21 protein-coding genes are annotated in these 18,780 nt (G+C 64.4%); 7 read left to right on the top strand and 14 right to left on the bottom strand.

The features are described from left to right. Window positions 1–42: 42 nt before the first annotated feature. The 4 genes from BH93_RS24950 to BH93_RS24935 all read left to right on the top strand — a co-directional run bounded on the left by BH93_RS24950 (window position 43) and on the right by BH93_RS24935 (window position 3,801). Entirely contained in the window at window positions 43–1,089 is a 1,047-nt protein-coding gene (locus BH93_RS24950) for a hypothetical protein (RefSeq protein WP_052065030.1), read from the top strand. A 150-nt stretch (window positions 1,090–1,239) separates the two neighbouring features. Then, a complete protein-coding gene (locus BH93_RS24945; RefSeq protein ID WP_037173205.1) occupies window positions 1,240–1,527 on the top strand; it encodes an ANTAR domain-containing protein in 288 nt (95 codons plus the stop codon). A 139-nt stretch (window positions 1,528–1,666) separates the two neighbouring features. Then, window positions 1,667–2,635, top strand: a complete 969-nt coding sequence (locus tag BH93_RS24940) for an Hsp70 family protein (protein WP_037173203.1) — start codon at window positions 1,667–1,669, stop codon at window positions 2,633–2,635. A gap of 50 nt (window positions 2,636–2,685) precedes the next feature. Next, entirely contained in the window at window positions 2,686–3,801 is a 1,116-nt protein-coding gene (locus tag BH93_RS24935) for a fused (3R)-hydroxyacyl-ACP dehydratase subunits HadA/HadB (RefSeq protein WP_080739007.1), read from the top strand. A 114-nt stretch (window positions 3,802–3,915) separates the two neighbouring features. Here the strand turns inward: BH93_RS24935 and BH93_RS24930 are convergent, their stop codons facing one another. Together BH93_RS24930 and BH93_RS24925 are read right to left on the bottom strand one after the other, a co-directional pair. Further along, window positions 3,916–4,311 (bottom strand): VOC family protein, encoded by a 396-nt coding sequence (locus tag BH93_RS24930; protein WP_037173199.1) that lies wholly within the window; start codon window positions 4,309–4,311, stop codon window positions 3,916–3,918. Next, entirely contained in the window at window positions 4,308–4,862 is a 555-nt protein-coding gene (locus tag BH93_RS24925; RefSeq protein WP_052065028.1) for a CGNR zinc finger domain-containing protein, read from the bottom strand. Before BH93_RS24925 ends, BH93_RS24930 begins: the two co-directional genes overlap by 4 nt. 52 nt (window positions 4,863–4,914) lie before the next feature. On the opposite strand from BH93_RS24925, the gene BH93_RS24920 reads away from it, so the two are divergent. Continuing rightward, window positions 4,915–5,505 (top strand): LysE family translocator, encoded by a 591-nt coding sequence (locus BH93_RS24920; protein ID WP_037173198.1) that lies wholly within the window; start codon window positions 4,915–4,917, stop codon window positions 5,503–5,505. 53 nt (window positions 5,506–5,558) lie between these two features. On the opposite strand, the gene BH93_RS24915 is transcribed toward BH93_RS24920, so the two are convergent. Continuing rightward, complete coding sequence (locus tag BH93_RS24915) at window positions 5,559–6,026, bottom strand: winged helix-turn-helix transcriptional regulator (RefSeq protein WP_155290919.1); 468 nt, start codon at window positions 6,024–6,026, stop codon at window positions 5,559–5,561. Between the two features lie 93 nt (window positions 6,027–6,119). On the opposite strand from BH93_RS24915, the gene BH93_RS24910 reads away from it, so the two are divergent. Next, a complete protein-coding gene (locus BH93_RS24910; RefSeq protein WP_037173194.1) occupies window positions 6,120–7,289 on the top strand; it encodes a thiolase family protein in 1,170 nt (389 codons plus the stop codon). A 96-nt stretch (window positions 7,290–7,385) separates the two neighbouring features. On the opposite strand, the gene BH93_RS24905 is transcribed toward BH93_RS24910, so the two are convergent. The 8 genes from BH93_RS24905 to BH93_RS24870 are packed head-to-tail and all read right to left on the bottom strand — an operon-like array spanning window position 7,386 to window position 14,389. Next, window positions 7,386–8,012, bottom strand: a complete 627-nt coding sequence (locus BH93_RS24905) for a TenA family protein (RefSeq protein ID WP_037173191.1) — start codon at window positions 8,010–8,012, stop codon at window positions 7,386–7,388. Beyond that, window positions 8,009–8,761, bottom strand: coding sequence for a glutamine amidotransferase (locus tag BH93_RS24900; protein ID WP_037173190.1), 753 nt, complete (start codon window positions 8,759–8,761; stop codon window positions 8,009–8,011). The genes BH93_RS24905 and BH93_RS24900 overlap by 4 nt, the downstream gene beginning before the upstream one ends. A 9-nt stretch (window positions 8,762–8,770) precedes the next feature. Next, complete coding sequence (locus BH93_RS24895; protein ID WP_037173188.1) at window positions 8,771–9,799, bottom strand: phosphotriesterase family protein; 1,029 nt, start codon at window positions 9,797–9,799, stop codon at window positions 8,771–8,773. Further along, window positions 9,796–10,830: an ABC transporter permease gene (locus tag BH93_RS24890; RefSeq protein WP_037173187.1), complete on the bottom strand. Its 1,035-nt coding sequence runs from the start codon at window positions 10,828–10,830 to the stop codon at window positions 9,796–9,798. Before BH93_RS24890 ends, BH93_RS24895 begins: the two co-directional genes overlap by 4 nt. Beyond that, a complete protein-coding gene (locus BH93_RS24885; protein ID WP_037147221.1) occupies window positions 10,827–11,609 on the bottom strand; it encodes an ATP-binding cassette domain-containing protein in 783 nt (260 codons plus the stop codon). Before BH93_RS24885 ends, BH93_RS24890 begins: the two co-directional genes overlap by 4 nt. 4 nt (window positions 11,610–11,613) lie before the next feature. Continuing rightward, the gene (locus BH93_RS24880; protein WP_037173185.1) at window positions 11,614–12,627 is read right to left on the bottom strand and encodes a substrate-binding domain-containing protein; all 1,014 of its coding nucleotides are present in this window, start codon (window positions 12,625–12,627) and stop codon (window positions 11,614–11,616) included. Further along, window positions 12,624–13,520 (bottom strand): carbohydrate kinase family protein, encoded by an 897-nt coding sequence (locus BH93_RS24875; RefSeq protein WP_037173183.1) that lies wholly within the window; start codon window positions 13,518–13,520, stop codon window positions 12,624–12,626. The genes BH93_RS24880 and BH93_RS24875 overlap by 4 nt, the downstream gene beginning before the upstream one ends. A 2-nt stretch (window positions 13,521–13,522) precedes the next feature. Continuing rightward, window positions 13,523–14,389 (bottom strand): BtpA/SgcQ family protein, encoded by an 867-nt coding sequence (locus tag BH93_RS24870; protein ID WP_242459065.1) that lies wholly within the window; start codon window positions 14,387–14,389, stop codon window positions 13,523–13,525. Window positions 14,390–14,590: 201 nt separating this feature from the next. Between BH93_RS24870 and BH93_RS24865 the strand changes: the two genes are divergently transcribed. Further along, the gene (locus tag BH93_RS24865) at window positions 14,591–15,616 is read left to right on the top strand and encodes a LacI family DNA-binding transcriptional regulator (RefSeq protein WP_032377610.1); all 1,026 of its coding nucleotides are present in this window, start codon (window positions 14,591–14,593) and stop codon (window positions 15,614–15,616) included. On the opposite strand, the gene BH93_RS24860 is transcribed toward BH93_RS24865, so the two are convergent. From BH93_RS24860 to BH93_RS24850, 3 genes are read right to left on the bottom strand one after another with little or no spacing between them, the layout of a single operon-like run. After that, on the bottom strand, window positions 15,577–16,674 hold the full coding sequence (locus BH93_RS24860; protein ID WP_037173541.1) for a M20 family metallopeptidase: 1,098 nt from the start codon (window positions 16,672–16,674) through the stop codon (window positions 15,577–15,579). The two genes, BH93_RS24865 and BH93_RS24860, sit on opposite strands and share 40 nt — an antisense overlap. Continuing rightward, the gene (locus BH93_RS24855) at window positions 16,664–17,527 is read right to left on the bottom strand and encodes an alpha/beta fold hydrolase (protein ID WP_037173180.1); all 864 of its coding nucleotides are present in this window, start codon (window positions 17,525–17,527) and stop codon (window positions 16,664–16,666) included. Before BH93_RS24855 ends, BH93_RS24860 begins: the two co-directional genes overlap by 11 nt. Further along, window positions 17,521–18,729 (bottom strand): lipase family protein, encoded by a 1,209-nt coding sequence (locus BH93_RS24850; RefSeq protein WP_080739006.1) that lies wholly within the window; start codon window positions 18,727–18,729, stop codon window positions 17,521–17,523. The genes BH93_RS24855 and BH93_RS24850 overlap by 7 nt, the downstream gene beginning before the upstream one ends. Window positions 18,730–18,780 lie beyond the last annotated feature (51 nt).

Below are 18,780 nucleotides of genomic sequence, written 5' to 3'. Positions count from 1 at the left end.
GGGTACTCTGAGTCGGAATTGGATTCGGGGGAGTCGACGATCATGTCCATAGCGCTCGGCGTACACGTCGGTGTCGAAGAAGTGTCGGCTGTCCTGGTCGAGGCCGATCTGCCCGAACTCGGGCCAATTTCCACCCGCACTGTTTCTGTTGCCGCAGCTCCCGGCGGTGTCGGTGACGCCGTCACCACGATGCTCGGAATCATGAGGGTGCAGGCAGCCCAGAACGATCTGCACATCGTCGGTTCCGCGGTGGTCTGCGACAGCATCGCGCTCTGCGGAATCGTTCGCGCCGCCTTGGTCGCCCATGCTGTTCGCGATGTCGGGGTGGTGGATGCCGGAGATCCGCGGTTGGACGCCGAGGTTCCGTTCACAGTCGCAGCCGCACTCTTCGGTACCGCGACCGGCCCTGCCGCCTGGCGGGGCGAGCTGTCGGCGGACGAGCTCGACGCGGGTGAGGACGTCGGGGGTCCTTCCGGTGGTGATCGGACGGGCACTCCGCGCGGTGCTCGGCTGACGATGATCGGCTTGGGTATCGCAATACTGGCCGCGCTCAGCGGTGCGACGGTCTGGGCACTGGCGGCGACCGGCCCGGAGCAGAGTCCCGCGGTCGGTACCGCAGACGCCGTTGTCGTCGCCGAGACGCCGTCGTCTGCGACAGTGGTGGCCGGTACCACGGGCGCGCCTCTCGGTTCGTCGACTCTTCCTTCCGCGGATGCGCAGGGCATCGAGGCACCCCCGTTCGGGCCGGTGCCGGTCGGCGTGTGGAGCGAACCACCACCGGCGGGCGCTGTTCCGACTCCGGTAGCGGACACGGCGTCGGGCACCGGTGGTTCGGGCGGCGGACAGCCCGACCGAGCGATCGTCGGTGGAGGCGGCAACTCGTCCGACGCCTCCGACGGTGACGAGCCGGGCGGCGGGCGAACTCCGACCAAGGATCCGAAGCCACAGCCCGAGCCGGAACCGGAACCCGAGCCCGAGGTTCCGGACACGGATCCGCCCACGACCACCGAAGAGGTTCCGGTGACAACCGAGCCCACGTCCACCCCGGAGGAGCCTTCCGCGGAACCGACGGTGGAACGGGTCGAGTGATCCGAAACGTGCTGTTCCCTTGTGAGCGAGCGGGTTTGATACTCGGACAAGTCCTTCTTATGACGGGTGTGTGAATTCCACTTCGACACCTGAACTTCTGCTCGAGCCTCGCTACCATCGGGTGATCGACCAGTAGACGGTGAGTATCCGATGACCGACAGTGCCGCAGTAGAAGTGGTGACCCGCACGACGATCGACAGGGCAGTGGGTGTTCTCATCGCGCTGCGTGGCTGTAGTCCCGAGGATGCGTTCGCGGAGTTGGCGGCGCACAGCTTTCGTTTCGATGTGTCTCTGGTGCAGTCGGCCCGTTCCATTGTGGCCGCCGCCCGCGGTCTGGACTCGGCCAACGGTGTCGCCGGCGCGGCCATGATGTCGGCGCAGGAGGACTGGGGACCGTTGTTGGCCGACCGCCGTGATCCCTTCGATCATGTCGCCTGACGCTGTCGGATTCCGCCCGGCGGCATGAAGAATCGGCCGAAACAAACCGGAAGTTCACATAGTTCGCTGTTTTACTGTCCAGAGGGCGGTTCGAGGGCTACTATCGGCTGGTCGGAGTAGCTATTCGAGTCGAGGGAACATGAGAACAGTCCTTGGTGTCTCGGTGGGTTCAGCCACTGCCCGAGGGGTCGCCGTCGATGCGTTCGACGAATCCGTCCGGTCGGCCCACATCGTGCACTCGTTCGACCCCGGCGACCATCTCCAGGTCGCCCTCGATCTGGTCGAGTCGATGTCGCGCGATCAGATGGTCGAGCGAGCAGACATCGTCTTGGCCGTCCCCGACGATCCCGGGGCCCGTGGCCGGACGTCGGCGTACTCCACATACGAGGCCGATCGCCTGCTGGTCGCGTCGGAGCTCGGTGCTCAGCTGCGGTACTTGCGAGGCACGGGTCAGCTCGAGGGCGCACGAACTGTCGCGATCTGCGACATCGGAGCGTCCGGCACCACGATGTCGATCGCGGACCCGGCCACCGGCAGAGTGTTCAGTTCGGTGCGCACCACGCTGTTCGGTGGCATCGGTTGTGATGAGCAGATTTCGCGTTACTTGCTCTCTACGTTCGGTGCCCACGAGTTGACGTCCGATCGCGCGCGAGCGGACCTGATGGTCGCCATTCGCACGGCTCGGGAACAATTGTCCAGGTTGCGGGTGGCCGAGGTCGATGGCCCGTTCGTCGGTGGGCCGGTCCGATTGTGGCGCAACACCTTCGACGATGTACTCGAGCGCAGCATCGGTTCGCTCGAGGATTGGGTTGCCAGTGTCATAGTCGATGCGCCCTGTGCCGTGAACGCGTTGGTGATGGTCGGTGGCTGCGCCAACCTTCCGTCGCTTCGCCGGCTGTTTCGCCGCGATCTGATGTTGCCGGTGATCGCGCCCGCAAATCCGGAGTCACTCACTGCTCACGGCGCTGCGCTGATGGCCGTCGACGTCGTTGCGTCGCGTCAACACCATCCGCGTGGGGCGATGAGCCGAGCCGGTGGGTTGTCTCAGCAGGGTGCCATGGTGGGCATGGTGGGCTATCGCGACGCGCCGCGACACCGTTCTGCTTGAATGCCCCAGCCTGGCCAACCTGCGCCGTTGTTGGGTAGGTTGCTCGGGTAATGATGAACAGCAGGGGACGAGACGGTGGGACAACAGTGGCAGAGCAGGTAGCGGAGTCCGGCGCGGTAGCAGCCGACGAACAGGCATTCGACCCGGCGGAGCACGCGCGGAGCATGGTCGGTTATCACTACCGCACCGAGGACTACTACGAGGTGGGTCGCGAGAAGATTCGTGAGTACGCCCGCGCGGTCCAGGACTTCCACCCCGCGCACTGGGACGGCGATGCCGCGGCCGCGCTGGGACACAGCGCTCTGGTTGCACCTCTGACATTCATGTCCTTGGTCGGCACGCTCGCACAGAAGAAGCTCCTCGAGTCCATCGCCGAGGGCTACGACCTGAGCCAGATTCTGCAGACCGACCAGGTGCTGGTCTTTCAGAAGCCCATCCTGGCCGGCGATCAGCTGACGTGCGACGTCTCGCTCGACTCCTTCAAGACGGTCATGGGCAGAGACATGATGGTCACCAAGAACGTCGTGTCCAACCAGAAGAACGAACTGGTGCAGACCACCTACACCACCCTGCTCGTCGGACGGTCCGGTGAAATCGACCCGGCCATCGCCGACGCCGCCCGCAACCTGGTGATGTTCGGCGCGTCGATGGACGCAGCAGTCGCCAACGCGAGTGAGCACGACACCCTGTCCACCCCTCAGGAGCACGAGCCGCTCATCGTCGAGGAGTACCGGGGGCAGCCGACGCGGACGTTCGACGAGGTGAGCGTCGGCGATGAGTTGCCCACGCGCACCGTGCGATTGACTCGTGGAGATCTGGTGAACTATGCCGGCGTCGCGGGTGATGCGAATCCGATTCACTGGGACGAGAAGTTCGCCAAGATGATCGACCTCGAGAACGTCCTGGCGCACGGCATGCTCACGATGGGCGTCGGCGGCGGATACATCAGCGAGTGGCTCGGCGATCCGGGTGCCGTCAAGGATTACACCGTTCGCTTCACCACCCCGATCCCGGTGGACACGCACAAGCCGGCCGAAATCGTCTTCAGCGGCAAGATCAAGTCGAAGGACGAGGCGACTCGAACCGCTGTGGTGTCCATCGGTGCGACATTCGAGGGCAAGCGAATCTTCGGTCACCGCGCTACGGCAACGGTGCAATTGGGCTGAGTTCAGGTCCTGTGCCGCGATGTGTTGGTGTGTCGGGATTGACGCCCCGTTTGGGAATCCACGCCCCGTGCGGGGGGTGTGGATTCCGACGAGGGGCGTAGATGTGTGCCGGGTTCAGGCCCCTACGAAGATGCAGAAGGGGTGGCCGGCCGGATCGGCGTAGATTCGGATCGGTTCTTCCGGATCGTCGTGTAGGTCCCGCAGCAAGCGCGCGCCCAGTTCCATTGCACGCGAGTGTTCTTCGTCGAGTTCCGCCACGGTGCTCACCATGAAATCGAGGTGCGCCATCTGCGGGTGTTCGCCGTCCGGCCATGTCGCTTCGGGAAGAGCGTCGATCTGCTGAAACGCGATGCGCCACGAGCCGTCGGGTGCGTTGATGGCGAGCCAGTCCGGGTCGATCGTTTCGGCGTCGCCGGGAACGTACTCGAATCCCAGGAGTTGCCGATAGAACTCGGCGAGTTGGCGGGCGTCGGTGCAGTCGAGTACCACCTGGCGTACCGAAATGTTCATGATCCGCGCTTCTCCTTTGCGTGGTGTCGTGCCGCACGCGCGCGATTCCCGCATGCGCTGCAACACCATTGCTGATTGGGCCGATCCTGCAGAAACAGTTGACCGCATCGCGGAGCGTCACACAAGGCCAGCCGTGCGCGATCCGACCCGTTGAGTAGATCGATGACGGCGGACGCCCCACGCGCGCAGAGTGATTCGATCGGATCATCGGTTCCCACAACATCTCCGACGCCACCGCCGTCGCCGAGATCGAGCCGTCGGGTCACCGGATGGCGTCGGGCAATCTCATCGATGTGTTCGACGCTTTCCCGCGGAACATCCATGTTCGACGCCACCGCCCGCAGTAGCGACAGCATGTGATCGCGCGTCACCTTGAACGTGTCGATGTCGGCATCGTCGGGGATGGCCTCGGGCACTCGCGCGCCCTGCAGTTCGGCCCAGTCTTGCAGGTCGGCGACCGAGTCGATCAATTCGGCGTAGGCACCGCGCTGCAACTGCACGGTGTTGACCACGTCGAGTGCGAAGTGGTCGCCGACCCAGTTCCAATCCATAACCCGACTCTAATGGTTTACGTATCGAAAAGCATCAGATACCGTCGAGGCAATGACGGATATCCGATGGTTACCGTTCCTCGGCGTGGTGCTCCTGGCCTACGCGATACCCGGTCCTGACTTCGCGGTGGTGGCCCGAGCGGCAGCGAGCAGCCGCGCCGCGGGGTGGCGAGCGGGCCTCGGCGCGCAGACCGGACTGTGCGTGCACATGGTTGCAGCGGTGGTGGGGCTGTCGCTGCTCATCTCTCGATCGCCGACCGCGCTGAACATCATTCAGATCCTCGGAGGTCTGTACCTGGTGTGGCTGGGCATCTCGGCGCTGCGGCAGACTTCGTCGGAGGGGAGTGCGGCGTCCGACGTGCATTGGTTTCGCATGGGTCTGGTGACGAATCTGCTCAATCCCAAAGCCGTGCTGTTCTTCGTCGCGCTCCTGCCGCAGTTCGTCGATGCCTACGGAGCACTTCCCCTGCAGATCGGTCTACTCGGAATCGTCGATGTGGCAATCGGATTGGCGGTTTGGGCAGTGGTCACCGCCGCTGTGGGCCGCTTGGCCGGCGGTTCGTCGAACTCGACGTCCTGGAGCCGTGTGGCCGGGGTGTTGTTCATCGGTATCGGAGTCGCACTCGCCGTCGAGGCGGTGTGACCCGAGCAAGGCACCTGTGCGTGCGTCGGCGAAGGGTCCTGTGTCGTCGGGACCTATTGCATGCGTACTCGCAACTCGTTGATCGGCACTTCGGAACCACTGTCGTCGGTGACCCGCACGCGCACGGGCTCGCCGTGTGAATCGACGACGTCGAGCGGCCCGTCGTCGTCTTGCAGGTACTGGTCGCCCCACTGCATCAATCCGAGTACGACGGGCAGCAGATCCTCGCCCATCCTCGTCAAAACGTATTCGTAGCGCGTTCTGCCCTTGTCCGGTCGGTAGGGCTGTTTGACGAAGATGCCAACCTCCACCAGCTCTTTGAGGCGGGCCGCACTGCTGGCGTCGGTGATGCCGACGCGTCGGCTGAAGTCGTCGAAGCGGGTGGTTCCGTAGAAGGCCTCGCGCAGGATCAGCATGGTCGATCGCGTGCCGACCACGGACAAGGCGCGTGCAATGGAGCATCGGTCGCCGGCTGTCCAGGTGTCGAGGTCGGACAGTGGGCCGTCCATGTGGAGTGGCATGTCACGATCCTACTGGCTTTACAAGACTAAAGCCAGCTCGTACCGTGGTGTCAGCGATCCGATAGGAACGGATCGATCGGACAAGGAGCCGTCATGAGAGACGCAGTCATCGTCGAGGCAGTCAGAACCCCGGTCGGGCGGGGCAAAGCGAACGGCACGTTGCATCCCGAGCATCCAGTCGACCTGATGGCTCACAGCCTGCGGGAAGTAGTGCAGCGCAGCGGGATAGACCCGAACCAGATCGACGACGTCATCGGCGGAGTCGTCACCGCGGTAGGGGATCAGGCGTCGAACATGACTCGGCGCGCGGCGCTGGCGGCCGGCTATCCGGAATCGGTGCCCGCAACCACCGTCGACCGGCAGTGTGGAAGTAGCCAGCAGGCAATACATTTCGCCGCTCAGGGCGTCATCTCCGGTGCTTACGATCTGGCTGTGGCTACCGGTTCGGAGTCGATGAGCCGCATTCCGATGGGCTCGAACCTGGTCGGAACCGAGGATCCGTCAGGTGTCGGTTTCACCGAGAGGTATCCGGAAGGTCTGGTGCCGCAGGGAATCAGTGCCGAACTGATTGCGGCGAGGTGGGGTATCAGCCGCACCGAGATGGACGAGTTCGCCTTGTTGAGCCATGCGAAGGCTGCCGCAGCCACCGAAGAGGGACGTTTCAAGCGGGAGATCAGCGCTATTCGTGGGCTCGATCGCGACGAGGGAATCCGCACCGGATCCAGGCTGGAGACCTTGGCCGGACTGCGACCGGCCTACTACAGCGACGCCATGGCGCAGCGATTCCCGGAAATCGGGTGGAACATCACCGCGGGCAACGCAAGTCAGGTCAACGACGGTAGTGCAGCTGTCATGATCACGACCAGCGACAAGGCTCGACAGCTCGGCCTCAGCCCGATGGCCAGGCTGCACAGCTTCGCGGTGGTCGGCGACGATCCGCTGATGATGCTCACCGCGGTCATCCCGGCGACGAAGAAGGTGCTCGCCAAAGCGGGGCTGACCGTGAACGACATCGACCTGTTCGAGGTGAACGAGGCCTTCGCTTCGGTGGTGCTCGCATGGGCGAAGGAGACCGGCGCGGACCTGAACAAGGTCAACGTCAACGGCGGAGCCATCGCCATCGGTCATCCCCTCGGCGGCAGTGGTGCACGCATCATGACGACCATGGTCCACGCACTCGCCGAGCGCGAACAGCGATTCGGGTTGCAGGTGATGTGCGAGGCGGGTGGTCTCTCGAACGCAACCATCGTCGAGCGCCTGTAATGCCGAAGCAGTGGTGTGGTTGAGTGCCCCAGGCGGCACATGGGAGTGGAGCCTGCGGAACGACCCGCAGGCCTTGCCACACCACTGCCGCAGGCACTAGTGCATCGCCGCGTTGTGGAACTCGGTCTCGGCGGCGAGCATGTCGGCGAACCACGCGTCCAGCGTTGCGTCGTCCACACCGTCCATGGCGTCGACCTCGCGGGCCAATGCGTCGACCTGTGCCACGAAGGCGGGGCGGGTGTGCATTTCTATCCACTCCTGCAGCGCCGGTTCGCGATCGACCGACGCATCAAGTGCTGCGCGACACCAGGACAGGTACAGGGTCTCGGCGGCGAACATGGCCACCAGAGCCGCAGCCCTTCCGTCTCGACGGGCGAGCCCCAGTGCGTAGTCGGACAGAATCGATGAGCTCTCGATCAACTCGCGCACATCGCCGTCGTACGGAAACTGCTCGCGCAGTCCCGCGAAGTATTCGCGCTGTTCACCGACGAGGTTGGACAGCGACATCACGTGATCGGTTGCGTCGTCCAAGGACTCGGACTCTGCAACCACGAGTCCCAGGATGCGTACGGCCGTGAGCACGAACGCTTCCTCGATCACCAGGTAACGCCGAAAGTCGTCGTCGCGCAGTGTGCCGCCGATCGAGTCGGTGATGAAACTGGCCTGCTGCGCGGCAACGAGGTTGCGATGTTGCCGCGCAGTCAGTTCGGTGGATCGACTCATTGTTCGGACAGCCAGGTGATCAGGCCGTCGAACAGATCGGTGTATCCGAGCCATTGCTCGCAGAATTCCGGCGGTGCCCAGTGCGGCGAGCAATCGGAGGTGAAGACTGCCGAGCGGCCCTTACCGTAGGTGCCCGCAGCGACGAGCGGATCGCCGTTGATCGTGGCGGGTACGGCGACTCCGTCCTTGGCGATCACGCGGTTGTAGCCGAGTAGAGCCGGCCACTCGGTACCGCTGGCGCTCACGGTGGGGTGCGTGCCGTCGACGACCACGGGGATCATGCCGCCGGGTGTCTCCACGCGATCGTCTTCGGCGAGCATCGTCACCGGCAGCGCTTCTGCGAGTGCCGTCTGCCGAAACGCTGCTCGGGCCTGGAATCCGGAGAACGAGAGGTACCCGCCGATCATCAGCAGTGCACCGCCGTCGTGCACCCAGTTCCGGAGCTCGACCAATCGATCCTCGCCCGCCTGAAACCGGTCGAAGACGCTGGGCGCGAGCTGAATCGAGTTGGCACCGATGTCGGAGAGCACGATGACGTCGTAGGCGGACAGGGCGTCTGCGCTGCCGGGAAACTGGGTCGGCACCAGGTGCGCCGGCATGTGCACCACGTCGTGTCCGCGGGAGATCAGGGCATCCTTGAGCGGTCCGACGCCTTCGACGTAGGAGTGCACAGTGAATTCGTCGACGCCTTTGACGTGGGTCGAGGTGGTCATCCAGCTTTCACCGGCGATCAGAACTTTCTTACCCATGGTGGTTCTCTATCCTTTTCCGGCGCTCTCGAAGAGCGACCTGGGGTTGTCTCGCATCAGCGAGGAAACGTGCTGTGGATCGATTCCGCTGCGCACGAGTCGGGTTGCGAAAGCGATTGGTACGTAGGCCAAACCGTTGCCGCCGAATGCGCGGAGCATCGACTTGAGGAACAGGTCGTGACTGAGGAGCAATTGCTGTCGGTACCCTCCGCCGATGAGACCGGCGACCGCGAAGGCGGTTTCGGCGGGCGACGGAGACTGTCCCTCGCCCGGGAACTCGAAGGGCATGCCGATCATGTCGAATTCGAGATACACCCCGCGATCACCCAGAGCGCATTGGTAATCGGGATCGTTGCCCGACGGATCCATGTGGCAGAGCACCACAGCACTCGGGTCGACACCCATCTCCTCGATGACGATGTCGAGCACTTCGTGCCCACGCCGCTGCCAGCCCGGAAGATGAACGAACAGTGGTACATCGACTTCTCGTTGGGCAACGCATGCGGCGCGCAGCGCTTTCTGTTCGGCGGCGGTGAACGACGGCGAGACGCCGATCTCGCCGATCACCCCGGGCCGCGGTCCGTCGTCCGCGGTGAACTCGGCAATGAGTCCCGACGCGAGCTGGTCGACGCCGAGCGACGCGACCTCGGCCGGGTGCGTGGCCTCGAGGTACCAGCCCGAGCCCATGACGACGCGGACGCCCGATTCGCGGGAGTACCGTTCCAGAATCTCGGGCCGACGACCGATTCCGGGCGGCGTCAGATCGACGACGGTCGTTCCACCGTGATCGGCGAAGGTTTTCAGGTCTGCCAACACGGCTGTCGCGTCGTCGATCCGACAGTTGTCGGCGCTGTGATAGGGATTGTCGTGCAGCAGCCAGGCATCTCGAGCCGAGATCGGTCCGGAGAGAGCCTGTGCCACAGCGGGGTCGGGCGACTCCGAGTACGCCACGGAGGCGTCGTTGTGCAGGTGCTCGTGTGGCAGCACCAGCCCCAGTTCGCTGGAGTCGACCGGCCCCGTGACCGTCCTGACGATCACTGCTTGCCCGGAGCGCTCTGCAAGTGCTTGAACAGCGACGCCAGTGAGTGCCCACGCATGTTGATCCAGATGGCGACGAGCAGAACGATTCCGGTGATGATCGGGGTGAGGAACGGGCTGACGCCCAGCAGGGTCAGGCCGTTGGCGATGATGCCGGTGAGGACCGCACCGATCACGGTGCCGACCACCGTTCCTCGTCCACCGAACAGATTGGTACCGCCGAGCACCACCGCGGTGATGACGGTCAGCTCGAAACCGTTGGCGGAGTTGGCCGATCCCGAGCCGAGCCGTGCCGCGATGAGTAGGCCGGCGATGCCGGCGGCCAGGCCGGTGAACACCAGCGTCATCATCAGCACGCGGCGAGTGTTGACGCCGGAGCGTCGAACGGACTCCACGTTGGAACCGATTCCGGTGACGTAGCGGCCGAAGCGGGTGCGGTTGAGGGCAATTGCACCGATGATCACCACGGCCAACGCGATCCACGCACTTGCCGAGAATCCCAACCAGGACGCAGTACCGAGCTTCGCGAACGCGGTGCCCGGGGTGATGGGGACGGAGAACCCTTCGGTGCGGTAGAGCGCAATTCCGCGGATGATGGACAGCGTGGCGAGGGTGACGATGAACGGTGGAATGCCCTGGTAGGCAGCAAGCCAACCGTTGACCAGGCCCCAAGCCGCTCCCATCAGCGGGGCCGCGATGAACACCACCGAGGAGTCCATGCCTGCCTGGATGAGCTCTGCACTCATCGCGGCGACGAAGGCGACGGTTGCTCCCACCGAGAGGTCGATCTGGCCGGTGGTGATCACGAATGTCATGGCGACGGCGATGATCAGGACCGGTGCGATCTGCGTCGCGAGGTTGGAGATGTTGGTGAACGTCAGGAACGAGGACGTGGTGACCGAGAAGACGATGGCCACCGCGACGGTGACAGCCAGCATGGCCAGTGTCGGCTTGTTGGTCTGTTGCCACAGTGATGGGCGCGCAGCGAGTTTGGCGACGCTGGGCTGCGCGTTCTTGTCGAGTGTGATCATGGTCGGCCTTCCGGCGAGGACGGTGAACGCTGGGGAACCGGAGTGCGTGTGATCAGTCCGACGAGCGATTCGATGTTGAGGTCACCGATCGGTACGTCGTCCACGCTCTGCCCCTCGTACATGACGGTGATGCGGTCGCACACCCGGAACAGATCCTGCAGCCGGTGCGTCACCAGGATGACTCCGACGCCCTGAGCCGCCACGTCGGTGATGAGTTTCAACACCGACTCCACCTCGGCGACGGCCAGTGCAGCCGTTGGCTCGTCGAGGATCAACACGTCGGGGCGGAACGACACGGCGCGGGCGATCGCGACGGTCTGCCGCTGCCCGCCCGAGAGCTGCCCGATCTCCTGGTACGTCGACTTCACTTTCACATGCAGGTCCGCCAGGATTTCGGCAGCGCGCTCGTGCATACCGTGCCGGTCCAGAAACGGTCCCTTGCGGGGTTCGCGCCCGAGGAACAGGTTGCTGGCGACGTCGAGGGTGTCGCACAGTGCCAGGTCCTGATAGACGATGCCGATCTTCTGCTGTTGTGCATCGAGTGGCGTCGAGAAGCGAACCGGTTCTCCGTTGACTCTCATCTCACCACCGTCGTGTTGAACGGCGCCGGCAAGGATTTTCATGAGCGTCGACTTGCCGGCGCCGTTGTCTCCGACGACCCCGAGTACCTCGCCGCGCGCGAGCCGAAGATCGACTCCGCGCAGCGATTTCACCGGGCCGTACGATTTGGTGATTCCCGACAGTTCGATCAGTGGCGCAGTCGGATCTTGTTGTGCCATGGCCCTACTTCTCCAGGTAGTACATGTAGTCGCCCACGTTGGCGGGGGTGACGATCTGCGTGGGGACCGGGATGTCCGCAGGTGCGGTGCGTCCGCAGCCGAGGTCGATGGCGGCATTCATTGCTTCGTAACCGAACTCGAAGGTGTTCTGCTGCACGACGCCTTCGAGCCAGCCGGCCTGCAGTGCCGAGACTGCCTGATCCGACAGGTCCCAGCCGACGGCCTTGATGCGGTCCTGTGCGCTCTGGCTGTTCACTGCGGCGACCAGCCCGATGAGTGCCGGTTCACCGGTGGCATAGACGTACTCCATGTCCGGGTTGCCGGTGAGCAGATTTTCCGCGGCGGTCTGCGCGTTCTCCTGGATGTTGCGACCGTCGACAACGGTCCCGACGGTCATGCCTGCAGCGGAGACGGTGTCGGTGAATCCCTTCTGACGCTCGAGCTGGATGGTGCTGTTGAGCGCACCGACGATGCCGACGGTCCCGGTGTTGTTCGCGAGTTCGGTGAGGGTGTTGCCGATCTGAGCGCCACCCTCGGCGTTCGCGGTGCCGACCTGGGTGGAGACGCCCGCGGCGTCGATGGTGGCGTCGACGGCGACCACCGGGATACCGGCTGCGGCGGCCTTGGCGACGGATGGCTTGATGCCGTCGGTGTCGATGGCGTCGACGATGATGGCGTCGACACCGGAGGCGATGAGGTTGTCGAACGCGTTGGCCTGCGTGACGGAATCATCGTTTCCGCTGATGATCTGGAGATCGACCCCGGCTTCGTCGGCCACCTTCTGGGCGGCGTTGTTGATCTGGTTGAAGAACAGTGCCTGCAGGTTGATCGTGACCAGACCGACCTTGAGGCTGCCGTTCTTGCCGTCGCATGTGTCGGCGACTCGGGACGGATCCGGAATGGACGACGCGGATGCGTCGGTGCCGCCCGCCGTGTCGGTGGTGGAGGCGGAATCGCACGAGGTGAGACCGAGGGCGAGTGCTGCGCCGAGGACGAGGGGAAGTGCGCGTTTGATCATCGGATCTCCTGAAGATCGACAGTAGCGAGGGTGGCGGTGAATTCGTTGAGTTCGGTGATGCTGGGGCATCCGCGTGGTCCGGCCGTCGCGCAGGCGAGAGCTGCCGAAGCTCCGGCGAGTCGGGCTGCGCGAGCGGGAGGTTCGCCTGCGTCGACGAAGGCGATGTAGGTGCCGCAGAAGCAGTCTCCGGCGCCGACTGCATCGACGACGTCGACCGACACTGCGGGTTCGGTGATCGTCTCACCCGAGGGTGTCACCAATGTCCACCCGTGTTCGCCGTCGGTGACGACGAGGTGGGTGTCGTGCTGGGCGGTCAGCATCGACCACCGTTCGGCATCGATGCCGAAGTTGTTCTGCCACAGACTGCGTCCGACGATGACGTGATCGGCGAGGGCAAAAGCGCGCAGTGCGGCGTCGAGATCGTCGCAGCCGTCGAGGTCGATGGCCAGGCTGACGTTGTCGGGTAGTTCGGGTGGGAGCATCTCTGCTCGGTAGCCGTCGACGAACAGTCGTCCGCCATCGATGGAAAGGGTGTCGAGGACGGTCGCCAGTCGTTGTGCGTCGTTGGCGTCGTCTTGGCTGATGATAGAGCGGTCGCCCCCGTCGGCGATGAGAACGACTGCGGTAGAGAGGAATGCGTCACGCGGTGCCCAGCTGGTGTCGACTCCGTCGTGCTCGAGCCCGGCGAGAAACTCGGTGGATCGGGCGTCGGGGCCCACTGCGCCAGCGAAGGCTACGCGGGCACCCATACGGGCTGCGGCTACCGCGGCGTTTGCGTTCATGCCGCCGTCGATCGAGTCGATGGCCGTTGCCTGCACTCGCTCGCCCAGGACAGGAACATGCGGAACATGCACCGTCACATCGTTGTTGGCGTAGCCGAAGAAGACGATCATCGCTATTTCCCTGCCGCGCGGGCCACGGCGCGGACCTTCTCGCCTGCGACGCGTCCCCACCAGCGAGCGTTCTCCTTCACCGAGGAGGCGATGATGGCACCGTCGCATTCCTTCATGAGGTCGCCCACGTTGGCGGCGGTGATGCCGGAGCCGATGATGACCGGGAGCGTCGTGTTGTTCTTGATCACCGAGACCTCGTCGACCGAGGCGGCATCTCCGGTTCGTGAGCCGGTGGCGATGAGGACGTCGGCGTCGAAGAACTCTGCGTCCTCGGTCTGCTCGGCGATGGTGCGGTCCGCGACGATGGCATGTGCGCCGTGCTTGACGTGCACGTCGGCGAAGATCTTGACCGGATCGGCACCGATGCGGTGACGGAAGCGGGTGGTCTTGGCGGCCTGGCCCTCGATGAATCCCTCATTGGCGATGTAGGCGTTGGCCCACTGGTTGACGCGTACGAAGCTCGCGCCTGCGGCCCAGGCTGCGGCCACGCCGCATTCGCCGGCATTGGACAGGATGCTCACGCCGACGCGGTTGCCGAAGTCGCCGACGACGCAGGCCGTGACGACGCCCATGCTGGCCGCGGTTTCGTAGCCGTGTTCACCTGGCTTGAGGAACGGTATGTCCCAATGGTTCTCGACGATGACACCGTCGAAGCCGTTGTCGATGTACGCGTGTGCCTCGGCCAGGGCGAATGCCGAGATCTCGGAGATGGGTTGACCCTTGTAATGCGGGCTGCCGGGTAGAGCGGGCAGGTGAATGGCACCGATGAGCGCTGGTGCCGAGGTGAAGATCTCGGCCAGAGCCGACGGCTTGGTCGGGAAGACTCCCAGCAATTGCTCGGGGTGCTGGTCCGACAGGGACGTACTCACGTAGGGAACTCCTCGGGTGATCGTCGGGCGAGGCGATGTAATCGATTACCTCGCATGTATGCACCGTAAGGGATCGACACCCATTCGTGTCAAGGAATTCCGGAGTCGTTTATGTAAACGATTACCTCTACTGTGTAAACAGCAACGCAAGCGACTGCGCGGTTCGATAACCTCGGGTCCTCACGTGAGAGTAGGAGTTGGATGCGTAAAGCAACCATTCGCGACGTTGCCGAGCGCGCAGGTGTCTCGACGGCCACGGTGTCTCGAGCATTGTCGGGCTCACGTCCGGTTTCGGAGGACATTGCTGCCACCATCCGGCAGGCGGCCGAGGATCTGGGATATTCGGGCAACATCATTGCCAGTTCGCTGCGCCGCAACAGAACGGACACGGTCGGCATGGTGGTGCCGAGCATTGCCAACCCCTTCTTCACCTCGCTCGTCGTCAACGTCGAGCACGTGCTGTCACAGCGTGGCCTGCAACTCTTCCTGTGCGATTCCCGATCCGATCCGGAGGTCGAAGCGCAGAGGTTGCGCAGCTTGGTCTCGCGTCAGGTCGACGGCATCATCATCAGCCCGTGCCACGGGGAACGGTCCGCAGAGGCAGTGCGCACCACGGCCCGCGCCATTCCTGTCGTTCAACTCGACCGCTTCGCGCTCGACACCCACACCGACTGGGTCGGCGTCGACGACGATGCTGCGCAGGCGCTGGTCATGGATCATCTTGCTGCGCTGGGTGTTCGGAGTGCAGCCTTCATCAGTTCCGAGCTGACCAACTCGTCGACCGAGCTACGTCGGGCCGGCTTCTTCCGTCACGCGCAGAGAGTGGGAATCGAGACGCGAGAGGAGTGGACGCTGCTGGGCGACTACTCGATCGACTGGGGACGTGAGTCATCGCGGTCGATGCTCGGCGCGTCTTCACGTCCCGACGCGGTGGTGTGTGCAGACGATCTGATTGCACTCGGCGTGCTGCAGAGTTGCCAGGCGCTGGGCTTGTCGGTTCCCGCTGATGTCATGGTGACCGGGTTCGACGACATTCCGTTCTCGGCGTTGAGCAATCCACCTCTGACGACCGTCCGGCAGCCGCAGGAACGCATCGCGGCGGAGGCCACTCGGCTGTTGGATCAGGCGATGAACAGCGACGAGACGGGTACCGCGCACATCGCTCTGCAGCCGGAGTTGGTGGTCCGTCAGTCGACGGTAGGCCAGGCGCGCGTCACTGCGGTGTAGGCGGTGATGGCGGCGTCGAGTTCCTCGAGCGCGACGGTTTCGTCGGCGGCATGCATCAGGGCCGGCGTCCCCGGTCCCCACACCACGATCGGCGCACCGGGAGCCGCCGCGGCGATGATGGATGCGTCGGTGAAGTACGTGACCGGTTCTGGCGCAACGGAGTGCGGTAGCTCGTCGACCCAGCTGCTTCCACCTGCCGTCCTCACGCCGGGCAGGTCGATTCGTGCCTCGACGTGGTCGACCTCGGGTTGATCGCGCCACCACGACAGCAGTGTCGAGCCGTCACCGACGGTGCGATGGTCGACGACGACGTGTGCGGTGTCGGGAACGATGTTGGGGGCCGATCCGCCGTCGATCATCCCGACGTTGAACGTCTCTGCGCCCAGGAACGCATCCGTCGACAACGGGAGTTCGTCGCGAGCCCGTGCCAGGACGTCGACGAGCTTCATGATTGCGCTCTCGCCCCGCTGCGGTGTACTGCCATGTGCAGCAATACCTTTGGTTGTGACATCGACCCACAAGGCACCGCGATGGCCCAGATGTACCTGGTTTCCTGTCGCCTCGGGCACCACCACCGCACCCACCGAACATTCGGCCACGGCGTGACGAGCGGCAAGTGCGCCGAGCGATCCGATTTCCTCGTCGCTGGTGAGCAACAGCGCTGCGGGAACACCGTTTTCGAAGGCCTCGAGCACGGCCGCCGTGGCGGCCACCATACCGGCCTTCATGTCGGACGTACCTCGGCCACGCAACACGCCGTTCTCGATATCGGCGGCGAACGGGTCGAACTGCCAGTTCGAGAGATCGCCCGCCGGAACGGTATCGACGTGGCAGGCGAACATCAGCCGCGCCGCCGTTGGAGGCGCATCGTTGGTGATCAACAGCCACGGGTGCGGGCCGTCGCGATCTCCCTCGACCGCAATGCCGGTCGTGCGTGCCGAGAGCACGGAGACGACGGCGTCCATGGAGGAACGCTGAGGCACCGGGTCTCCGGACACGGTGCGTTGCGTGACCAGCTCAGCGAGCAGGCCTGCGGCAGTGGTGCGGTCAAGTGCCATGGGGAGCACTCAACCGCATCACCGCGGCGGCAGCGGCATCGGGGGCCTGCGTCGGAATCCAATGCGAGATTCCGGGCAGCACTGTCAGCGTGTACGCAGCATCGACATACCTCTGGGTGGTGTCGATGGCAGCACGGCCGATGAAGGTGTCGCCGTCACTCCACACCATCGAGGTCGGCACGGTGATGCGCAGTCGACCGATGCCCGGGCTCGAGAACGGCAGTCCGCGGTACCAGGTGACGGCGAAGGGCAGCGCGCCGTAGTCGACGATGTCCGTCTTCGTGCGTTCGAGGTCCTCTTCGGTCATGCCGCTTGCCCTGTACCACTTTTCGGCTCTCTCGCCGGGCCGCGTCATCCATTTCTCGGGAAGTATCGGCAACTGGAAGAACGCGAAGTACCAGGAGTGCAGTATCTGCCTCGAGTTGAAGAAGCCGGTCATGAACGCACCGGGGTGGGGAACCGAGAATGCCGTCAGCGACAACACCAGGTCGGGTCGTCGGCCTGCGGTGACCCACGCGATGTTCGCTCCCCAGTCGTGCCCCACCAGATGAACCGGAGTCCCGATCCTGTCGATGAGAGCGACGACATCGCCCACCAGTGCTCCCACACGATAGTCGCGACGCCGCGTCGGCCGGGCGCGCGGTGAGTATCCGCGCTGATCCGGTGCAACAGTACGGAATCCGGCATCGTTCAGGATCGCCATCACTGCGGACCACGACGACGCTCGCTCGGGAAAACCGTGCAGCAGCAACACAACCGGGCCGTCCAGCGGTCCCTGATCGATGACGTCGAACACCAGACCGTCGTGGGTGTACTGGGTGATTCGCTCCACCGCGGAGCCGCTCGTCAGCATGTGCTGGGTACCGACTGGCCTGCGAACACGGCGGCCAGGAATTGCATGGCCGCTTCGTCGCTGACATCGTGGCCTTGCTCGGGCTGTTCCTGCGCTACGATGGAATCGCCTAGGGCACATGCCCTTTCGACGCCCTCGGCAGTCCACTGGGGTAACACGATATCGTCCTTTGCACCGTAGGCCACGAACATCGGCACCTCGCTCCTCACTTGCGGCAATGTGTAGCGTCCGACGACGTCGAGGAGCTTCTGCTCCGCTTCTGTCGAGTCTGCGGCGAACTCGTCCGGTGCCATTGCCTGGACCGCCCGAGCCTTGCCGTCCGTGTCTCCACCCTGGCAGGTGAGCAGCAGCTCGTTGTTGGCCTCGGCGACGCTGCCGCTGTAGTCCTTCGGATCGATGGCGGGATCCACTTGCTGTGCGCCGTAGAGCAAGTACGGCAACAGTTCCTTCTGCGGTGTGGTGAGAGTTCCGTCCATACCCGATCGAACGAGAGGCGTCAGATCGGTCGGTGGTGAGAGCGATACCGAGCCGACGAGATCGAGCCCCTGGCCGTACGAGGCAGCGAGTTCGTTTGCAGCCCAGGCTGCTTGGCCACCTTGCGACAGGCCCACTGCGGCCCAGCGTGCGGACGTCTCGGGCAGCGCATTGTGGACTGCGCGGGCCGCGTCGATCATGTTGTTGCCGGTGGTTCGCGGTTCCAGGTACGGGTGCGTTCCACCGCCGGTGCCCAGGCCCTGGTAGTCGGGGAGCACAGTGACGTACCCGAGTGCGGTGAAATCCTGCACTGCGAATTGGTACCCGATCAGATCGGGATACAGGGTGGGTCCGCAGTCGGCCTGTATGCCGGTGGTGCCGTGCCCGTAGACGACGATCGGCCAGCCGCCCTCGGGTGCGGTGCCCGCCGGAACGGCCGCTACACCGGATACCGCCGTCGGGGAACCGTCGACACCCGACGTCGACTCGTACACGAAGCGATACAGCGTTGCGCCTGTGTTCGAGAGTTCAGCGGATCGCTCACCGAAGTCCTCGTATTCGAGAACAGTGCCCGGCACGCCCGTCAGGTCGTACTGCGGGGCCTGGGCGGTGGTGGTCGTCGCTTCGCCGAGCGTGGTGTCGGGATCGTTGGCGGGGCCACACCCCGCTGTCACTGCTACCGCGAGGCAGCAGACGACAGCAGACATCGAACGGGAAAAGGAGAGCACACGGCGTGTCTACCAGAAAGGAGCCGCGTTCGGCCGATGCCTGGGGTTTCA

The organism is Rhodococcoides fascians A25f, from assembly GCF_000760935.2.
Classification (GTDB): domain Bacteria; phylum Actinomycetota; class Actinomycetes; order Mycobacteriales; family Mycobacteriaceae; genus Rhodococcoides.
This window is presented reverse-complemented; position numbering and strand designations above follow the sequence as displayed.